The organism is Bombilactobacillus mellis, assembly GCF_000967245.1.
GTDB lineage: Bacteria > Bacillota > Bacilli > Lactobacillales > Lactobacillaceae > Bombilactobacillus > Bombilactobacillus mellis.
Window position 1 is genome coordinate 606088 of record NZ_KQ033877.1, and the last position, 17541, is coordinate 623628.

The 17541-nt window shown below is 36.5% G+C and carries 17 protein-coding genes; 12 read left to right on the forward strand and 5 right to left on the reverse strand.

The window, feature by feature from the left end:
• The first annotated feature begins 625 nt into the window (after nucleotides 1–625).
• Both argS and rbsK read left to right on the forward strand, forming a co-directional pair.
• Nucleotides 626–2335, forward strand: a complete 1710-nt coding sequence (argS, locus tag JG29_RS02975; protein ID WP_045922724.1) for an arginine--tRNA ligase — start codon at nucleotides 626–628, stop codon at nucleotides 2333–2335.
• A gap of 198 nt (nucleotides 2336–2533) precedes the next feature.
• Nucleotides 2534–3466, forward strand: coding sequence for a ribokinase (rbsK, locus tag JG29_RS02980; RefSeq protein ID WP_045922415.1), 933 nt, complete (start codon nucleotides 2534–2536; stop codon nucleotides 3464–3466).
• On the opposite strand, the gene JG29_RS02985 is transcribed toward rbsK, so the two are convergent.
• A complete protein-coding gene (locus tag JG29_RS02985; protein ID WP_045922416.1) occupies nucleotides 3459–4322 on the reverse strand; it encodes an RluA family pseudouridine synthase in 864 nt (287 codons plus the stop codon). The genes rbsK and JG29_RS02985 overlap by 8 nt on opposite strands.
• Before the next feature lie 33 nt (nucleotides 4323–4355).
• Here JG29_RS02985 and JG29_RS02990 point away from each other — a divergent pair, with 33 nt between their 5' ends.
• The 5 genes from JG29_RS02990 (at nucleotide 4356) to JG29_RS03010 (ending at nucleotide 11531) form a co-directional block, all read left to right on the forward strand.
• Entirely contained in the window at nucleotides 4356–6461 is a 2106-nt protein-coding gene (locus JG29_RS02990) for a transglycosylase domain-containing protein (RefSeq protein WP_084232514.1), read from the forward strand.
• A gap of 17 nt (nucleotides 6462–6478) precedes the next feature.
• Complete coding sequence (locus JG29_RS02995; RefSeq protein ID WP_045922417.1) at nucleotides 6479–6820, forward strand: YlbF family regulator; 342 nt, start codon at nucleotides 6479–6481, stop codon at nucleotides 6818–6820.
• Between the two features lie 95 nt (nucleotides 6821–6915).
• Nucleotides 6916–8103 carry a metallophosphoesterase family protein gene (locus JG29_RS03000; RefSeq protein WP_045922418.1) on the forward strand — a complete coding sequence of 396 codons (1188 nt, stop codon included), beginning with the start codon at nucleotides 6916–6918 and terminating at the stop codon, nucleotides 8101–8103.
• A 1-nt stretch (nucleotide 8104) separates the two neighbouring features.
• On the forward strand, nucleotides 8105–10579 hold the full coding sequence (locus tag JG29_RS03005; protein ID WP_045922419.1) for an ATP-binding protein: 2475 nt from the start codon (nucleotides 8105–8107) through the stop codon (nucleotides 10577–10579).
• A 4-nt stretch (nucleotides 10580–10583) separates the two neighbouring features.
• The gene (locus JG29_RS03010; protein WP_045922420.1) at nucleotides 10584–11531 is read left to right on the forward strand and encodes a 3'-5' exoribonuclease YhaM family protein; all 948 of its coding nucleotides are present in this window, start codon (nucleotides 10584–10586) and stop codon (nucleotides 11529–11531) included.
• 92 nt (nucleotides 11532–11623) lie between these two features.
• On the opposite strand, the gene JG29_RS03015 is transcribed toward JG29_RS03010, so the two are convergent.
• From JG29_RS03015 to JG29_RS03025, 3 genes are all read right to left on the reverse strand, one after another.
• Nucleotides 11624–12547 carry a peptidylprolyl isomerase PrsA gene (locus JG29_RS03015; RefSeq protein WP_045922421.1) on the reverse strand — a complete coding sequence of 308 codons (924 nt, stop codon included), beginning with the start codon at nucleotides 12545–12547 and terminating at the stop codon, nucleotides 11624–11626.
• A gap of 112 nt (nucleotides 12548–12659) precedes the next feature.
• Entirely contained in the window at nucleotides 12660–12935 is a 276-nt protein-coding gene (locus JG29_RS03020; protein ID WP_045922422.1) for a hypothetical protein, read from the reverse strand.
• Nucleotides 12936–12938: 3 nt separating this feature from the next.
• Nucleotides 12939–13379: an HIT family protein gene (locus JG29_RS03025; RefSeq protein WP_045922423.1), complete on the reverse strand. Its 441-nt coding sequence runs from the start codon at nucleotides 13377–13379 to the stop codon at nucleotides 12939–12941.
• 98 nt (nucleotides 13380–13477) lie between these two features.
• Between JG29_RS03025 and JG29_RS03030 the strand changes: the two genes are divergently transcribed.
• The 3 genes from JG29_RS03030 to trmB are packed head-to-tail and all read left to right on the forward strand — an operon-like array spanning nucleotide 13478 to nucleotide 16077.
• A complete protein-coding gene (locus JG29_RS03030) occupies nucleotides 13478–14215 on the forward strand; it encodes an ABC transporter ATP-binding protein (protein ID WP_045922424.1) in 738 nt (245 codons plus the stop codon).
• Entirely contained in the window at nucleotides 14212–15423 is a 1212-nt protein-coding gene (locus JG29_RS03035; protein ID WP_045922425.1) for an ABC transporter permease, read from the forward strand. The genes JG29_RS03030 and JG29_RS03035 overlap by 4 nt, the downstream gene beginning before the upstream one ends.
• A 15-nt stretch (nucleotides 15424–15438) precedes the next feature.
• Nucleotides 15439–16077: a tRNA (guanosine(46)-N7)-methyltransferase TrmB gene (gene trmB, locus JG29_RS03040; protein WP_045922426.1), complete on the forward strand. Its 639-nt coding sequence runs from the start codon at nucleotides 15439–15441 to the stop codon at nucleotides 16075–16077.
• Between the two features lie 42 nt (nucleotides 16078–16119).
• Here trmB and JG29_RS03045 read toward each other — a convergent pair whose 3' ends face one another.
• Nucleotides 16120–16434: a hypothetical protein gene (locus tag JG29_RS03045; protein ID WP_045922427.1), complete on the reverse strand. Its 315-nt coding sequence runs from the start codon at nucleotides 16432–16434 to the stop codon at nucleotides 16120–16122.
• Nucleotides 16435–16554: 120 nt separating this feature from the next.
• Between JG29_RS03045 and JG29_RS03050 the strand changes: the two genes are divergently transcribed.
• Together JG29_RS03050 and ytpR are read left to right on the forward strand one after the other, a co-directional pair.
• A complete protein-coding gene (locus JG29_RS03050) occupies nucleotides 16555–16875 on the forward strand; it encodes a thioredoxin family protein (RefSeq protein ID WP_045922428.1) in 321 nt (106 codons plus the stop codon).
• Nucleotides 16876–16895: 20 nt separating this feature from the next.
• Complete coding sequence (gene ytpR, locus JG29_RS03055; protein WP_045922429.1) at nucleotides 16896–17531, forward strand: YtpR family tRNA-binding protein; 636 nt, start codon at nucleotides 16896–16898, stop codon at nucleotides 17529–17531.
• Nucleotides 17532–17541: the final 10 nt, after the last annotated feature.

A 17541-nucleotide genomic window follows, 5' to 3' on the forward strand; every position in this document is an offset into this window, starting at 1 on the left:
CTATTAATCTATGTTCTTTTAATATTATCCCTATATGTTTTAATTTATTGTTCGGTTAAAAGTATGACACTTTTGTTCTCTATTTTTCATATATGTTACTTTGCTATGTGTTTTTTCAGGTTTTAATCTAAAATAGAAAGTCATTTTTGTGTTTGTTCATCTCTTGCATCCTTTCCTTAACATTTTATAAAACAATACACTGTATTAAAAAGCAAGAAATTTAAAAAACATTCCTATTCAGACTTAAGCTGGCAGAGTGATTTGCAATCTTATCAAACGAAAATTACACATGCTCAACAATTTAAATTAAAAAATCTTGGAACTTTTTAGCGGTTAAATATGCGATTGTGCAGCGAATTAAATAAAAGTTGCAAAGAATGAGATTTTCAGTTATTATAAGTTCGCAAAGAAATAAAGTGTTAAGTTAGTTGTAGTGACAGTGAGGTCAGGAGAGTGAGAACTGATCCTAATTAATACCGTCGCGTCTTTGTATTTTTTATAATATTTTTTAATTCAAGTGGATTATTACTAATCAACTAGAGTGGTACCGCGGGTTTTCTCGTCTCTTTCATAATTTATTGAAAGGGACTTTTTTAAATTGTTAAGGAGAAAGATAAATTTGAAAATTAATCAAGCTCGACAATTGGTTCAACAAGCTGTTTACGAAGCTTTAAAAAATTTAGACGAAATAACAATCAGTCCAGAACAAGTTCAACAAATGGTAGAAATACCTAAAAATTCTCAATTAGGTGATTTTGCGTTTCCTACTTTTCGTTTAGCTAAGCAATTACATCAGGCGCCGGTAAAAATTGCCCAAAACTTGGCTAAAGAGGTGGATAGCAGTCAATTTGCTCAAGTTTGTGCTCAAGGACCATACGTTAATTTCTTTTTACAAAGAAAAGATATCGCCGCCACAACTATTGAGGAAGTTATTAAACAAAAAAATAACTTTGGCAATTCTACTGTGGGTGCAAATTCTGTCGTCACGATTGATATGTCTTCACCCAATATTGCTAAACCAATGTCAATGGGTCATTTGCGTTCGACTGTTATTGGCAATTCCATTGCCTTAATTTTAGATAAACTAAATTACCACCCTGTGAAAATTAATCACTTGGGTGATTGGGGAACCCAATTTGGTAAATTAATGGTTGCCTATAAAAAATGGGGTTCGGAAGCCGATGTTAAAAAAGATCCTATCACTAATTTACAAAAATATTATGTAAAATTTCATAAATTAGATAAAGAACATCCTGAATTAGATGAAGAAGCACGGGAATGGTTTAAAAAATTAGAAAATGGTGATGAAGAAGCTACCCAACTTTGGCAATGGTTCCGTTCAGAATCCTTAAAGTCATTTATGAAAGTTTATGATGAATTGGGAATTAAGTTTGACTCCTATAATGGGGAAGCTTTTTATAATGATAAAATGGATGAAATCTTAGACCTACTGGAGCATAAGGGCTTATTACAGGAAAGTAAGGGCGCTGAAATTGTTGATTTAGGTTCCGATCTGCCGCCAGCGCTAATTAAGAAATCTGATGGAGCTACCTTATATATTACACGGGACTTAGCGGCGGCCTTATATCGCAAACGGACTTATCATTTTAAAAAATCTTTATATGTGGTAGGTAGTGAACAGAGTATTCATTTTGAACAATTAAAAGCCGTTTTAGCAAAAATGGGCTTTACTTGGGCCCAAGATATTGAACATATTAAATTTGGGTTGATTACGGCTAACGGGAAAAAGCTTTCTACTCGAGAAGGTCGAGTAATTTTACTGGAAAATGTCTTACATGATTCAGTTCAATTAGCTCAAGAACAAATTGCAGAAAAAAACCCTACTTTGGCTAATAAAGATCAGGTGGCTCATGCTGTAGGTGTAGGTGCAGTTATTTTCCATGATTTAAAAAATAATCGGACTGATAACTTTGATTTTAATTTGGAAGAGGTAGTCCGTTTTGAAGGTGAAACTGGACCTTACGTCCAATATACTCATGCCCGGGCAATGAGCATCTTGCGCAAGGCTGGACCACAAGCTCAAGATGAAGCGGCGGTGTTTGATACTGATGTAGATGATGTTACTTGGGACATTTTAAAACATTTGGCTAATTTCCCAGAAACCGTACAGCAGGCAGCACAGTTAAGAGAGCCTTCAGTAATTGCTAAATATGCTTTGCATTTAGCAAAATCTTTTAATCATTACTATGCACAGACTAAAGTATTAGTTGATGATGACCAGTTAGCAGCCCGCTTAAATTTAGTTCAAGCCGTTGCGATTGTTTTAAAAGAAGCTTTACGGCTGTTAGGCGTTCAAGCGCCAGATGAAATGTAATGTGATTAAGTAAGTTAATCTGGCCTCGTGATTACTGGTGTAATCATGAGGTATTTTTTTGGTTAAAAATAAAAATAAATATTTTAATGTTGACTGAGAAATATTTGACCTGGAACTATTAATGTTAATTGTTTAATAAAGTCGTCTATGGTAGGCTAAAATCAATCAGCTTTAGATTAAGATAAGGAAGTAAATAAAGTGGCTAATAAAATCGTTATTCTAGGTAGTTTAAACTTAGATTCAATTCTGCAAATCTCCCGTTTACCACAACCAGGAGAAACTTTGAGTATGACAGGGAAAAATTCTGCACCCGGAGGTAAAGGTGCTAATCAAGCCGTGGCAGCCGCGCGGGCTGGTGGAGCTCAGACCGCTTTTATCGGGCGCGTGGGTCAAGATGAGACGGGAAATTTTTTACTGGAAACTCTCAAAAAAGATCATATCGAGACGGACCATATTGTGGTTGATCACCAAAAAGATACTGGACAAGCTTATATTTTATTACAAACGACTACCGGTCAAAATAGTATTTTAGTTTACGGTGGGGCTAATCAAAATTTATCACTAACCGATGTAAAAAATGCTCATTCCATAATTAAAGAAGCAGATTTTTTGATTAGTCAGTTTGAAACTCCAGTAGAAGTTACCACTGCAGCCTTTGTTTATGCTCATAATGTTGGAGTCAAAACTATTTTGAATCCTGCTCCCGCACTGGATCAAATTCCCGCCCAATTATTAGCGGCTACAGATTTAATCTGCCCTAATGAAACAGAGGCTCAAGCGCTAAGCAATGTTTCGGTTACGGACTTAAATTCGATGCGGCAGGCTGCTGCCTTTTTCCAGAAACAAGGCTGTGCTCGGACCATTATTACGTTAGGAGCCCGGGGCGCTTATATTTATGATAATCAACACAAAATTGATCAATTTGTCGACGCGTTTAAAGTTAAAGCAGTGGACACGACTGCTGCTGGCGATACTTTTATTGGCGCTTTGGGAGCAGTTTTGAAAACTGATTTTAGTAACTTAGTAGCGGCAACTTTATACGCTAATCGAGCTTCATCTTTGGCGGTTCAGAAATTGGGAGCTCAGCCGTCTATTCCTACTGCTGACCAAGTACAGTCTTATTTTAATTAGTTAGTTGGTAAAAGTCAGCAGGAATAGAAATAGTGACGGTCTGAAAGTCTTGAGAAAAGGGTCTCTGATATTTTAATTGATAGGCATGAAGATACATGCGGGTACTTGTTGTTCCGTAGAGTGGATCACCTAAAATTGGCATACCAATAGATTGCAGATGAACACGGATTTGGTGAGTGCGTCCGGTATGCAATTGCAGCTGAACTAAAGCATATTTTTGATTGTGTTGAATAATTCGATAATCTGTCCAAGCAAAAAGGCCCTGAGAAGTAATCTGCCGTTTTCGGGGATCAAGCAGATCGTGGCCGAGAGGTCGTTTAATAGAGCCAACATGGGCTGCTTGAGGATTATATTGAGTAACGGCGAGATAATTGCGGGACATTATTTTTTGTGATAACTGCCGATTCATTATTGGAATAATAAGCGGATTTTTACCAATCATAATCAAGCCGCTGGTCATTTTATCAAGACGATGAATCATGAGCGGATTAAATCCGAGATAGGTTCGAACTTGGTTGAACAAAGTATCATTTTCCTGCGGTTGATTAGGGTGGGTTTTAATACCTGCTGGTTTATTAATGACCAGTAAATCGGAATTTTCATAACAGACAGAGAAATCATACTGAGCTGCTGCTAAATAGTTTTGATTTTTAAAATTGAGGTCTAAGCTGAAGTCTACTTGATCGCCATTATCTAAAAGAGTATTAAAAGGACGATATTGGTGGTTAATAAGAATACGGCGTTGACTCCGTAATTTGTGCTGCCATTTGCGGGGTAAATACCATTTTTTAAGCGCAGTACGAATTGTTAGGGGATTAGGCAAATCCTTAATAATGAAGTGGCGTTCTAGAAACACGGCTTGACTCCTTTTTATGGTAAAATATTAACTATGAAACATAATGAAAAACTAAGTTTGCAACAATATTTAAAAAACTGGTTCTCTAAGTTAGGACAATTTGTCCACTATTTTTTCAGACGCTATCACTTGTGGCGGTGGCTACTTTTAACCTTTCTAAGTTTCTTTTTAGTTTGTAGTGTTATCTTGACTTTTCGAGCAAAAACAGCCAACATTGCTAATTTAAAGGCCTCGTTACAAACGACAACGACAATTATGGATGATTCCGGACATAAGGCCGGGTCGCTATATGCTCAAAAAGGGACCTATGTTAATTTAGAGCGGATTTCCCCGGCAATGCAAAATGCTGTGATATCAACAGAAGATCGCACATTTTGGCGTAACTATGGTTTTAGTATTCGTGGTTACGCGCGTAGTGCTTTGGGTTTTCTTTTACATCATCAAATCAGCGGTGGCGGAAGCACTATTACCCAGCAATTGGCCAAAAATGCATTATTAACACAGAAACAGACGTTAGTGCGAAAAGCGGAAGAGTTTTTTTTGGCAGTAGAGATTAACCATGTTTATAGTAAAAAAGATATTTTATCAATGTATTTAAATAATTCCTATTTTGGCAATGGCGTCTGGGGTGTGCAAGATGCTGCCCAGCGCTATTTTGCTCAAGATGCAAGTGAATTAAATGCCAGTCAGGCTGCTACTTTGGCGGCCATGTTGCGCAATCCCAGCTTTTATGATCCGATTCGTAATCCCCAAAATTCCAAGCAACGACGCAATTTAATTTTACAATTAATGCGGGATAATAATAAACTAACATCTCAGCAAATGCAATTGGCACAAAAAGCACCTTTAACTATTACTAATGGTTACCAAAAACAAAATGGCTATCGTTATCCTTCTTATTTCGATGCGGTGATTTCTGAAGCAGAAACCAAGTATCATTTATCGGAGTCGGATATCTTAAATAAGGGCTATACCATCTACACTTCTTTAAATCAGACTGTCCAACAAAAAATGCAGGCCAGTTTTGATAATGATTATTTATTTCCGGCTAACGCTGCTGATGGCACGTTAGCTCAGGGCGCTTCCATTGCTGTGAATCCCAAAAATGGCGGTGTGAGTGCTATAGTAGGAGGGCGCGGCCATCATGCTTTTCGTAGTTTAAATCGCGCAACGCAAATGAATCGACAACCGGGCTCAACTATCAAACCTTTGGCAGTTTATACTCCTGCCATTGAGCGGGGATATAAATTAGATTCCATGTTGCCCAATCAAGTAACCAGCTTTGGTAAAAATCATTATACTCCTACTAATGCTGACGGCTCAATTTCTGATGAAATTCCTCTTTATCAAGCGTTGGCCCAAAGTGAAAATATTCCGGCAGTTGCGTTATTAGACAAAATTGGAATCAACAAAGGCGTAGCCGCTATGGAGAACTTTGGCATTAAAGTACCGAAGTCTGATCACAATTTGGCTTTAGCCTTGGGTGGGTTGCAGACTGGTTTGACCCCTTATCAACTGGCACGTGCTTATACTGCCTTTGCTAATGAAGGCCGCTTAGCTAATACTCATTTTATTACAAAGATTGTTGATGCTACTGGGGCAGTGATTGCCCAAAATCATAATGATACTCCGAAATTAATCATGAGCAAGTCAACTGCTAAAACAATGACGAGTTTAATGTTAGGGGTCTTTGATCAAGGTACAGGCCAGAATGCTAAACCTAATGGTTATCGTTTAGCCGGAAAAACTGGTAGTACTGAAGTGCCGGCTGAATATGGTTCTGGCACTAAAGACCAATGGATAGTAGGATATACGCCCGATATTGTAGTTGCTACTTGGATTGGCTTTGATAAAACTGATCAAAATCATTTTTTGCAGGATAGTAATGAACAAGGAATTGCTCCGTTATTTAAAAATGAATTGGAAAATATTTTACCGCATACTAAAAATACTGCTTTTCAAGTAGAGGATGCTGCTGTAATTGCGGAACGTAATCAGCATAATTCACCGCAAGATTGGTTTAACAACTTTAGTGGGGAAATGCGGAAAAAAGTGGAAGATACGATTAATAATTTTAATAATACTCGCCAGGGAGTCAGTCAATGGTATAATCAAATCAAAGGTTTTATAGGACATTAAAAAGGAGAATATAATCAATGATCAACGTTTATGACACTGCCAACCAATTGGAGAATGAATTGCGTCAAACTCCAGAAATTATGGGACTACAGGGTGCTTTTAGTCAGATGAAAGCCGACGCTATGGCTTATAGCCTTTTTCAAAAATTACAAAAGATGCAATTGGATTATCAACAAAAAGAATTAAGTGGTCAACAAATTACTGATGAAGAAATTAAGAATTTACAGGATCTCTCCACACAATTATCTAAGTTTGATTCCATCAAAAATTTAATGGAACAAGAACGAAAAGTAAATGCGATGATGGAAGAATTAAATAAGATAATTTCTAAACCTGTGGCTGAAATATATCAGGGATGATTGTAATTGGGGCGATACTTATGGTAAGTGTCGTCTTTTTTGTGTTTTAGAATAGAAAATTTTTGACAGTAGTGTAGCTGTGATCGAGGTATTAGATGAAATTTATTCATACAGCTGATTTACATTTAGGCAGTCCGTTTAAGGGGCTAACTTATTTGCCGGCGGCGATCAAAGAGTCCGTAGTCAATTCAATTTACCAAACTTTTGATCAATTAGTAGCCGATGCCATCAATTTTGCAGTAGATTTTATTATTATTGCAGGTGATTTGTTTGATAATGTGCAACGCAATTTACAGGCGCAACTTTATTTACAGGCTAAATTTCAGCAACTGGCGCAAAAAAATATTCGGGTCCTAATTATTTTTGGAAATCATGATTATTGGACCCCATCCAAAGCAATTATTACTTATCCAAACAATGTCTTTGTTTTTGGTCCCAAGATTACTACTATAACTTGGGATTTGGGTTTAAACCAACGGATTGCTATTAGTGGTTTTAGTTATGATAAAAACCATATCTATCAAGATATGGCCCAGAATTTTCCACGACGTTTATCCAATGTGGACTATCAAATTGGTATTTTGCACGGTCAATTAGGTGTGGCTCAACAGAATCCATATGCACCTTTTACTTTACAGGATTTACAGAATAAAGGCTATGATTATTGGGCTTTGGGACACATTCATCAACAACAAATTTTATGTAAAAATCCTTATATCATTTATCCGGGTAATTTACAAGGACGTCAGCAGCAAGAAAGCGGGGCTAAAGGGTATTATTTAGTAGAGTGGGATGGGCAGACCACTACAGTTGAATTTCGTCCCATTGCTCGTATTATTTGGCACAATTGCCGCTTAGACGTACAAAATGTTACTAACCTGGATGAGCTGTTAACTCAAATAAAACAAAAAATAGCAAACAAAAATAATTCTTTGCTTACTCTGACCTTAGAGAATTTTGAATGTTTAGATCCCGACTTGCAAAAATTAGTTAATTCAGGTGAATTACTGGCTAGTTTACAACAACAGATTACTTCTGATCATTTTAACTATATTTATAGTCTAGTGCCGCAGATTAACTCGCGTACAATTTATCAATCCCTTGATGAAACCTTTTGGCAGCAGGCAGCCCAGGAAATTTTTACACCTGATAATATTGCGGATAAATTGGGAAAGTTGCAACAAGTAACTCCCATCAAAGATTTATTACAAGAGGAGGATTTTTTAAACAAATTGAAACAAGACGTACTGAAAACCATGAGTCAAAATAAAATGGAGGATTAAGTTGCGAATAACAGGTGTAAATATTTATGGATTCGGCTGCTGGGTAGATACACAATTAAATTTTCAATCGGACTATCAAATTATTTGCGGTAATAATGAAACTGGTAAAACCACATTGTTGTATTTTATCAGGTCTATCTTATTTGGTTTTGCATCTGCACGCGGTCAAGAAAAGTATTGGCGCTACTTGCCGCATATCAGCAATCAATATGGCGGTGAGATTTATGCTTTAGATGCCACACAGAATCAGTGGGTTATTCAGCGGGTAAAAAATAAAAAGACCGAAAAATTACAAGTTTTTAAAAATAATCAAGCCGTTTCGGCAGAACTTTATCAAAAATGGCTACAGCCGATGACTGCTGACTTATTTGCGCAAACGAATTTTATCAATCGTGAATCTTTAGAGCAAGTTTATAAATTATCAGCGGATGAATTATTGGAACGAATTTTGGCTTTGGGGGTCATTGGTTCCAATGAGTGGTTGCAGTTGCGGCAAAAAATGCAAAAAGAGGCTAATAGTTTATATCGTCCGCGGGGCAGAAAACAACCTTTAAATCTTTTGTTGAAAAAAAGAGAAGAATTAAATGACAATTTAAAACAAGTAGCCGAGGAAAACCAACATTATCAGCAATTACTTCGTCAAAAAGAGCAATTAAAGAACCAGCAAGTGCAGCTGCGAGCGCAACAACAAAGTGCGCAGCAGGCAGTTGATTATTGGTTGACTCTACAGCAACAATGGGAGCAATATGCAGAATGGCAACAGTTAAAACAACAGCTTCAGTCCTCTTTGGCGATTAGTCATGAAGAGGAAAGGGATTTTTATAAATATAAACAACAAATACAAACGGATCAGCAAATTATAGATAGCCTCCAGCAGCAGAATCGGCAACTTACTTTGCAACAAGCTCAGCAATTAGAATATTTTACTGCGCATCAAACTGATTTTGATAATTTACAGCGTCAATGTGGACAATTACAAACACAAGCGCAAAACTTAAAAACCACGCTGCAGCCACAACAGCAACAATTACAGCAGCAGCAACAGGAGTTGCTCCAACAAAATCCACATTTGGCGACAACAGCGCAACCTCTAACTACAAAGCAATTGCAGAATTTTCAACAATTGCTCAAAAAAAATCACTCACGGATGCGCAAGAAATCGCTAGTGGTTGTCTTAGTTAGTGTTATTGTGGCCTCGTTTTTAATGATTGCTGGTCTGGTAATAACTCATCATTGGATCTTACCAGCAATAGTTGGATGCCTTTTTTTATTAGGAAATGTTTGGTTTTTGACAAAGAAACCATTTCATTGGGCAACAACAAAATTCACAAAACCAATCATTAATTTTAAACATGAAGCTGGCGTAGATGAATTAACCAATCAAGAAGTAATCTCTTTACAGGGAACCATAACCCAATTAGCACATTTGCGCCGGCAACAGCAGGCTAATCAAAAACAAATTGCGCAGTATGACTGTTCTTACCAAAAGTGGCAGCAGCAAGTGAAGCAGTTATTGTCTGTGAAGGCGCCGCAAATAATTGATTTTGCTTTTTTTACAACCAGTTATCAAAAATATCAACATTTAGTCGAATTAAAAAAACTACAAACAGCTAATTTACAAGAAGTTGCACCTAAAATAAATGAATTTAAACAAGATTTGCATAAGCAACAACAACAGTTGCAAAATCTCCGTCATAAATATCATTTACTAACTGATCAAGAATTGGATTTATTAATCCAACACCAAAAAAAGCGGCAACAACAAGTCCAACGCCTGGCGGTCTTAGAAGAGAATCTCAAATTAGTATTAGCAGATTTGCAAAAGATAAACAGTGCGCAGCAATTAACGCAAAAACAGCACCAAGCCCAACAGGACTTAAAAAAAGTGCAACAAGAGTTAAATCAGAATACTCAACAACAAGCCCAGCTGCAAGCACAGGCCCAACAGTTAGCCCATGATAATACTTATCAGCAATTAGTGCAGGCAATTGAATTTAATAATACTGATTTACTTGATACTTTTAAACAATGGCTGAGTAATACTATGGCAGTAGATTGGATTAATACAACTTTAAATGTTGCTAGTGCTAATCGTTTTCCCCGCTTAATCAAACAAGCAGAAGAATTTTTTAAATTATTGACTGATGGGCACTATATCCAAATTAAATTTACGCCTAATCAATTAGTTTTATTAACCGCAGATCATGACTCTTTTGACGTTCATGAATTATCACAGGGAACAGCTGCACAGTTATATCTAGCTTTAGATTTGGCTTTTATTGCTGAAATCGCGGATTTAACAGTCATGCCGATTTTAATTGATGACGCCTTGGTAGATTTTGATCAATCTCGCCAGAACAACATTAGTAAAATTATTAAGCACTTAGCCAAAACTACCCAAGTTATTTATGTTTGTACTGCTGATAAGACCGCAGCTCTTTTTCCGATGGACCATGTATTAAAACTGAAAGGATAAAACAATGAGTAAAAATTTGGCCGATTTACAAGCAGGAATGGATTTTGAATTACCAGTTTTAATCAAACAAGTGGATGTCCGTATAGCTCGCAATCAGAAACAATTTTTAGCAATTATTTTTGCGGATGCAACGGCTGAGTTACCCGGTAAATTTTGGGATGCTACTGCCCAAGATGTTTTAAATTTTACGGCAGGTAAAGTAGTAGATTTGACCGGTAAATGCGAGTTATATAAAGGCAGCTTACAAATCAAAATTGTTGCAATGAAAATAGCTGCTGCTGAGACTTATTCTTGGAGTCAGCTAATTAAACATGCTCCTTTACAGAAGCAGCAACTACAAGACCAAATTAATGAGTTATTGTTTCAAATTACGCAACCGGAATGGAATCGGATTGTTCGCTTTTTATTAAAGCAGCATCAAGAAAGCTTTTTTGAATATCCAGCGGCGAAATCGAATCATCATGATTATGCCGGCGGTTTAGCTTATCATACATTAAGCATTGCTCGTTTAGCCTTAGATGTTTGTCAACATTATGCGCAAATTAATCAGTCTTTATTACTAGCAGGTGTAATTTTACATGATTTAGGCAAAACCAGTGAATTAAGCGGTGTGTTGAACACGCAATATACATTGGCAGGTAATTTATTAGGTCATATTGTTATTATTGATGGTGAAATCGTGACTGCCTGTAAACAATTGCATCTGGATGCTAATTCAGAAGAGGTGCTGCTGTTAAGACATATGATTATTGCCCACCATGGACTTTATGAATACGGCTCTCCAAAAAGGCCGCAATTATTAGAAGCTGAAGTATTGCACAGTTTAGATGAATTGGATGCGGCCATAAATATGATTACCAAAGCCCAACAAAAGGTGGCTCCGGGTCAATTTACCGATCGTATTTTTGGAATGGACAATCGCCGTTTTTATGTGCCTAATTTCAAGGATTAAAAAGTGAGTTTCTGACCTGAAAAAAATAGCCTTAACTTCGGTTGTGAAGTTAAGGCTATTTTTAATTAAAACAAACTTTATAATGCAGTTAATTATTTGTTGGAAGAAGAGGATTGTGATTTTTTAGCATTTTTGTCATTAGCCAGATAACCTGATAAGATATTCTTCATATCATTATCCTTAATCGAAATATCAGCACGTTTAAGGACTTTAGAGATTACTTTTTGCATAGTGGCAGAATCTTGCATCCGTGCAGCGTAAATCTGATTTTCCAATTCCTTCTTGTGACTATTCAAAGTACCTTTACCTGGGTGTTTAATCATCTTAATAACATGATAACCATAAGAAGATTTAACTGGTTCTTTGGTATATTGTCCCTGCTTGAGTTTTAAAGCTGCCTTTTTAAAGTTAGCATCCAAAGAGGTATCACTATTGTTAAAGGCTGGTAATTTACCACCACTGTTCTTGGTTCCCGAATCAGTAGAATACTTCTTAGCCAACTTATTAAAACTAGCACCATCATCCAGTTGCTTAATCACATCTTTAGCAGTACTTTCATCCTTAACTAAAATGTGTTGCACAGTAACTTTAGGAGTATACTTTTTCCACTGTTTATTTAATTCTGCTTGCGAAATCGAAGTTTCCTTACGTACTGCCACTTTAGTTAACAGGTTAGTCCGAATGGTATCTTTAAATGAAGCTGCATCTAGACCATTTTGCTGTAATAAGCTGTCAAACTGGGATCCGTATTTATCTTTATATTGATTATATTCTTTATTGACTTCTTTATCACTGACGTTTTTGCCATACTGATCTTTTAAAGCCTGAGAAATAATCATTTGCTGCAGTGCTTGTTGGCCAGCCTGAGACTTTTTCATTTTTTGGTACAGCTGTTCTTGAGTGATTTTACCACCCTTCATTGTAACTACAGCTTTGTTGCTGGAACAGCCGGCAACAAGTGTAACTGACAAGAAGGCGACCAGCGCCAACATAAATTTATTTAACTTTTTTGACATAACTTTTATCACACATCCAATCTAGTTTTATCTTATCAAGATAACAACTATCAAGATAACATACTTTAAGTTTATTTTATAGCACTATAAAATAAATTTCACATAAATTTCACTATTTTTTCGGCAAATCCGTTTTTAGGTTATTAGCTGAGTTAATTATTTGCTTTAAATCATCATCAATTTGCAGCTTGCTTTCCGCAATACTTTGTTGTATTTCTTTTACAGTAGGAACTACATCTTGTTTGAGCTGGTTAGTAATAATTTTAAACTGTTGTGGCCAAGAACTGAGAGAGTCTTCAGCTGAGTTTTTGATTAATGGCTGCGGCCAAAAGCCTCCGACAGTTCCCAGAGTTGCTCCCACTAAAAAGCCGGATAATAGACTTTTCATGATTTATTCTCCTATCTGCTGGGCAATTTTTTGGGCAATTTGCGTGAGTTTTTGTTCATCATATTGATCGGTATTATCGGCCCATTTCATTTGGAAACCATCTTCGTTACTATAACGTGGCACAAGATGGATATGGGAATGAAAGACTGATTGATAAGCAATTTTACCATTATTAATACATATATTCATACCTTGAATCTCCGGATTAGCTGCGCGAATGGCCCGAGCAACTTTGGGAACTCGCGCAAAAACTGTTCCTGCATGCTGTGCATCATATTCAAAAATATCTTTAACGTGTTTTTTAGGGACTAAAAGTACGTGTCCGGGTGTTACCTGTGAAATATCTAAAAAGGCTTTAACTACCTCATCTTCATAGACGGTATAACTAGGTATTTGACCGGCAATAATATTACAAAAAACACAATCCGTTTCAGGGTTACTCATTGAAAAAACCTCCTTTAAAATATGAATAAAAATTCCAACTTATTCATATTTAATGCTATCATAATTACAGCCGATTTGAAGAGAGTAGGGTTAAATTTATGACATTAAAAATAACAAACTTGACCGGCGGCTATGGTCGCATACCAGTTTTACAGCATGAAAGTTTCACAGTAGAAAATGGACAAACTGTGGCTTTAATTGGCTTAAATGGTGCGGGTAAATCCACCACAATCAAACATATTATGGGCCTTTTGCAGCCGCAACAAGGAACGATTACTGTTGATGGTTTGACCTTAGCTGATGACATTCAAGCCTATCGTCAAAAAATAGCTTACGTTCCGGAGTTACCCGTTTTATATCCTGAATTGACTTTGAAAGAGCATTTAGAATTAACCATGATGGCTTATAATTTGGATCCGCAAAAAACCTGGCCGCAAGCACAAAAACTTTTAAAAATTTTTCGTTTAGATAATAAATTAAACTGGTTTCCGATTAATTTTTCTAAGGGAATGAAGCAAAAAGTTATGATTGTTTGTGCTTTTGTGACACCCGCACAATTATTTATTATTGATGAACCCTTTACCGGTTTAGATCCACTAGCTGTTCGAGACTTGTTAAAACTAATTCAAGACAAGAAGCAGCAGGGCGCGGCCATTTTGATGTCCACTCATATTTTAACAAATGCCCAACAAAGTGCCGATCGCTTTGTGTTGCTTAATCATGGTCAAGTTAGGGCTCAAGGTACTTTGGAACAAATTCAAAAAGAATTTCAGATGGATGCAGCTAATCTTGAGGAATTATATGTGCAAATGTCCAAGGAGGATGCCCAAGGATGAAAGCCTTATGGCAGCAACGTTTTATAAATCACGTTAAAGAACAGAGAAAATTTTTAAAATTAGTTTTTAATGAATATTTTATTATTGCCCTTATCTTTATGTTGGGAGCAGTGGGATTTTGGTATTCACAAGCTTTAACTACTTTACCGCAAGGTGTCTGGTGGGCTCAACCGGTGGCAATCATTATTATTGGTTTAGTTACTTTATTATTTCATCCTGTGACATTATTACAAGCGGCCGATGAAGCCTTTTTGTTACCACAAGAGCGTTCTTTACCAGAATATTTACGTGATGCATACAGCTATAGTCTCTTGATGCCAATTATCTCCTTGATGTTATTGGGATTTTTTTTAACACCATTTTTAGCTCGGGGAGTAGGATTTTCTTTACTGCAAGTGATTTTACTAGCCATAATTGCGATTATTATAGTAATTACTCTTATTAGTAATCAGCTGACTGCTTTTTATCAATCTTCTCCGCATCATTATTTACTGGGCGAAAATATTATTTTAAATTTTGGACTTTTAATTATTGCCGTATATTTAAATACTTGGTTAGCTTTAGTGCTTGCTGTGCTTTGGTGGTCATGGTGTGAATATCGCTGGCATCGTTGTTTAAAAAAGGGAGTTTTTCAATGGCATGCAGCGATTATAAAAGAAGCAAATCGTTCCTATCAGTTGAAGAGATTTTATAACTTGTTTACGGACGTGCCGGGAATTTCAAGCAAGGTGGCCCGTCGAAAGTGGCTTGATTGGCTATTTCAACCCATTACTTTGGAGCAAAAAAATGCTTATTTTTATTTATTTGCCCGCGGCTTTGTGCGTAACAGTGAATATAGTGGCCTTTTTGTGCGCTTAACTATTGTCGCTTTATTATTGATCTATGCCATTCATAATTATTGGGTACTGACTGTAATTGGGGCTCTCTTTATTTATCTAGTGGAATTTCAGTTGTTGCCGCTCTTTAAAAAGTACGATGCGATTGTCTTAACTCACATTTATCCGTTAACTGAAAGTCAAAAACAGCAAAGTTTTCAATTATTAGTAACAATAGTTTTACTGCTGCAATGGTTAATTATGACGCTGGCCTTGTTAATTTTTTTAGGTTTGCATCTAACGACTTTTTTACCTATAATTATTAGCTTAGTTATGGTTATAGTTTTGGTAAAATTCTATTTACCTAGACAGCTGCAAAAATTGAAACAATAATTAAGGATTGGTGATATGCGTTTACGGAATAAACCCTGGGCTGAGCAATTGATTCAAAAATATCCTGAATTAATTAGTGTTAGTCCACAAAACATGCAGGGACAGTGGCAGCAAAAGTTTGCCCAAAAACAACCCTTAGAATTAGAATTGGGCGCCGGTAAAGGCCGCTTCATTATTCAAAAGGCACAACAGAATCCACAGATTAACTATGTGGCCATGGAAATTCAAACCGCAGCAATAGCTATGATTTTAAAGCAGCAAGTTGAATTGCGGTTACCTAATTTACATTTAGTGCAGGCTAATGGTCGTGATCTAGTTAATATTTTTGCGAAGGGAGAATTTGAAAAATTATATTTAAATTTTTCTGATCCGTGGCCTAAAAAAAGACATACCAAACGGCGGTTAACGGCTCCCAATTTTTTAAAACAATACCAAACAATTTTACAAACGGACGGGATGATAGAATTTAAAACAGATAATCAAGCTTTATTTGAATACTCCCTACAAAGCTGTAATAATTATGGTATGAAATTTGATAAAATTTCTTTGGATTTGCATCATAGTTCTTGGGCAGAAACGAATATTTGGACGGAATATGAAGAAAAATTCAGTAAAAAAGGCCAGCCAATTTATTTTTTGGCGGCCCGGTTTTAATTTAAATTGTTGAATTTTGATAGCTAGAAACAGCAATTGTAATTAAACTCTTTGAACATCCAGTATTTGTCCAGTAAGAGCCGAAGCTATAAAGTGATACTGAGCTTCTTCGTCATTTTGAACGGCGGTAACTCCACCTACTAGTGCCCAAACATCTTGGCCATCAACATTAACTTTTTGGAACATTGGTTCAACCCAAGTGGTAATAATATTGGTGTCTGCACCGAGATTAGTTTTTATACGTTCAAGCACTTGTCTACTGTCGATTTCATGTAGTAAGTATAATACACCTGCACCAGCAGCTGCCAGTGCCCCGGCAGTAACTGCAGTTGTTTTAACAAGATTTTTTAAACTCATAATTCGGCCTCCTATGTTTGATACTTATATTTTATCATTATATAATACCAAGTTGAGGTATTTGACAATATTTTTTAATTTATCATAGTTATTATTAGCATGATGAAAGGATGAAACCTGATGAAAGAATTAAATGATTATTCAACAACCGATGTACAAACAGTTACACAAGATGGCAAATATATTTTATTCTTTTCTGCTACTTGGTGCCCAGACTGCAAATTTATTGAACCGTTCATGCCGGAAATTGAAGCCGATTACCCTGATTATCAATTTGTTCATGTAGACCGGGATCAGTTTCTGGATTTAGCTAAAGAATTGGGAATTATGGGTATCCCGAGTTTTGTGGCGTTTGATCGGGGTCAAGAAATTGGTCGCTTTGTGAATAAGGACCGTAAAACCAAAGCGGAAGTAGAAAACTTTATTAATTCATTAAATTAGAAGGAGAGGCTGAAAAATTAGTGTTAGTTAGTTCTTATAATCCCCAGGTTTTAGGAGATGTACTGATAGTTGTCACTGGAGCCGATAGTGGACAACAACAATATTATCAAAAAGACAATATTGTTCAGATTGTTAATGATCACCAGCAGGTAATCGGCTATAATTTTTTTGCTGTTGCACAACAATTGGGCTTAACAGCAGCAGATGCGGGTCAAGTGTTCTTAACGGGCCAACAAGTGCAGCTTTTAAATCAGCTTTTGACAGCAGCTGGCTTTAAAACTTTATTGACTGAAGACACAACCCCTAAGTTTGTTGTAGGTCAGGTCCAAACAATGGAGCCTCATCCACATTCTGATCATTTGCATATTTGCCAAGTTGTAATTAATGACGATCAAAAAGAACAAATTGTTTGTGGTGCTCCTAATGTGGATCAAGGACAAAAAGTTGTCGTGGCTAAAACTGGGGCAATGATGCCGAATGGCCAGATTATTTTCCCAGGCCAGTTACGTGGAATTAGTAGCAATGGCATGCTCTGCTCAGCGCGTGAATTAGGTCTGGATCATGCTCCCCAAAAGCGGGGAATTTTGGTTCTAAATGATAGTTATCAAGTGGGCTCAGCACTTGATCTGCAACAATTAAATCAAGACTTTAAGTAATTTGGAAAGG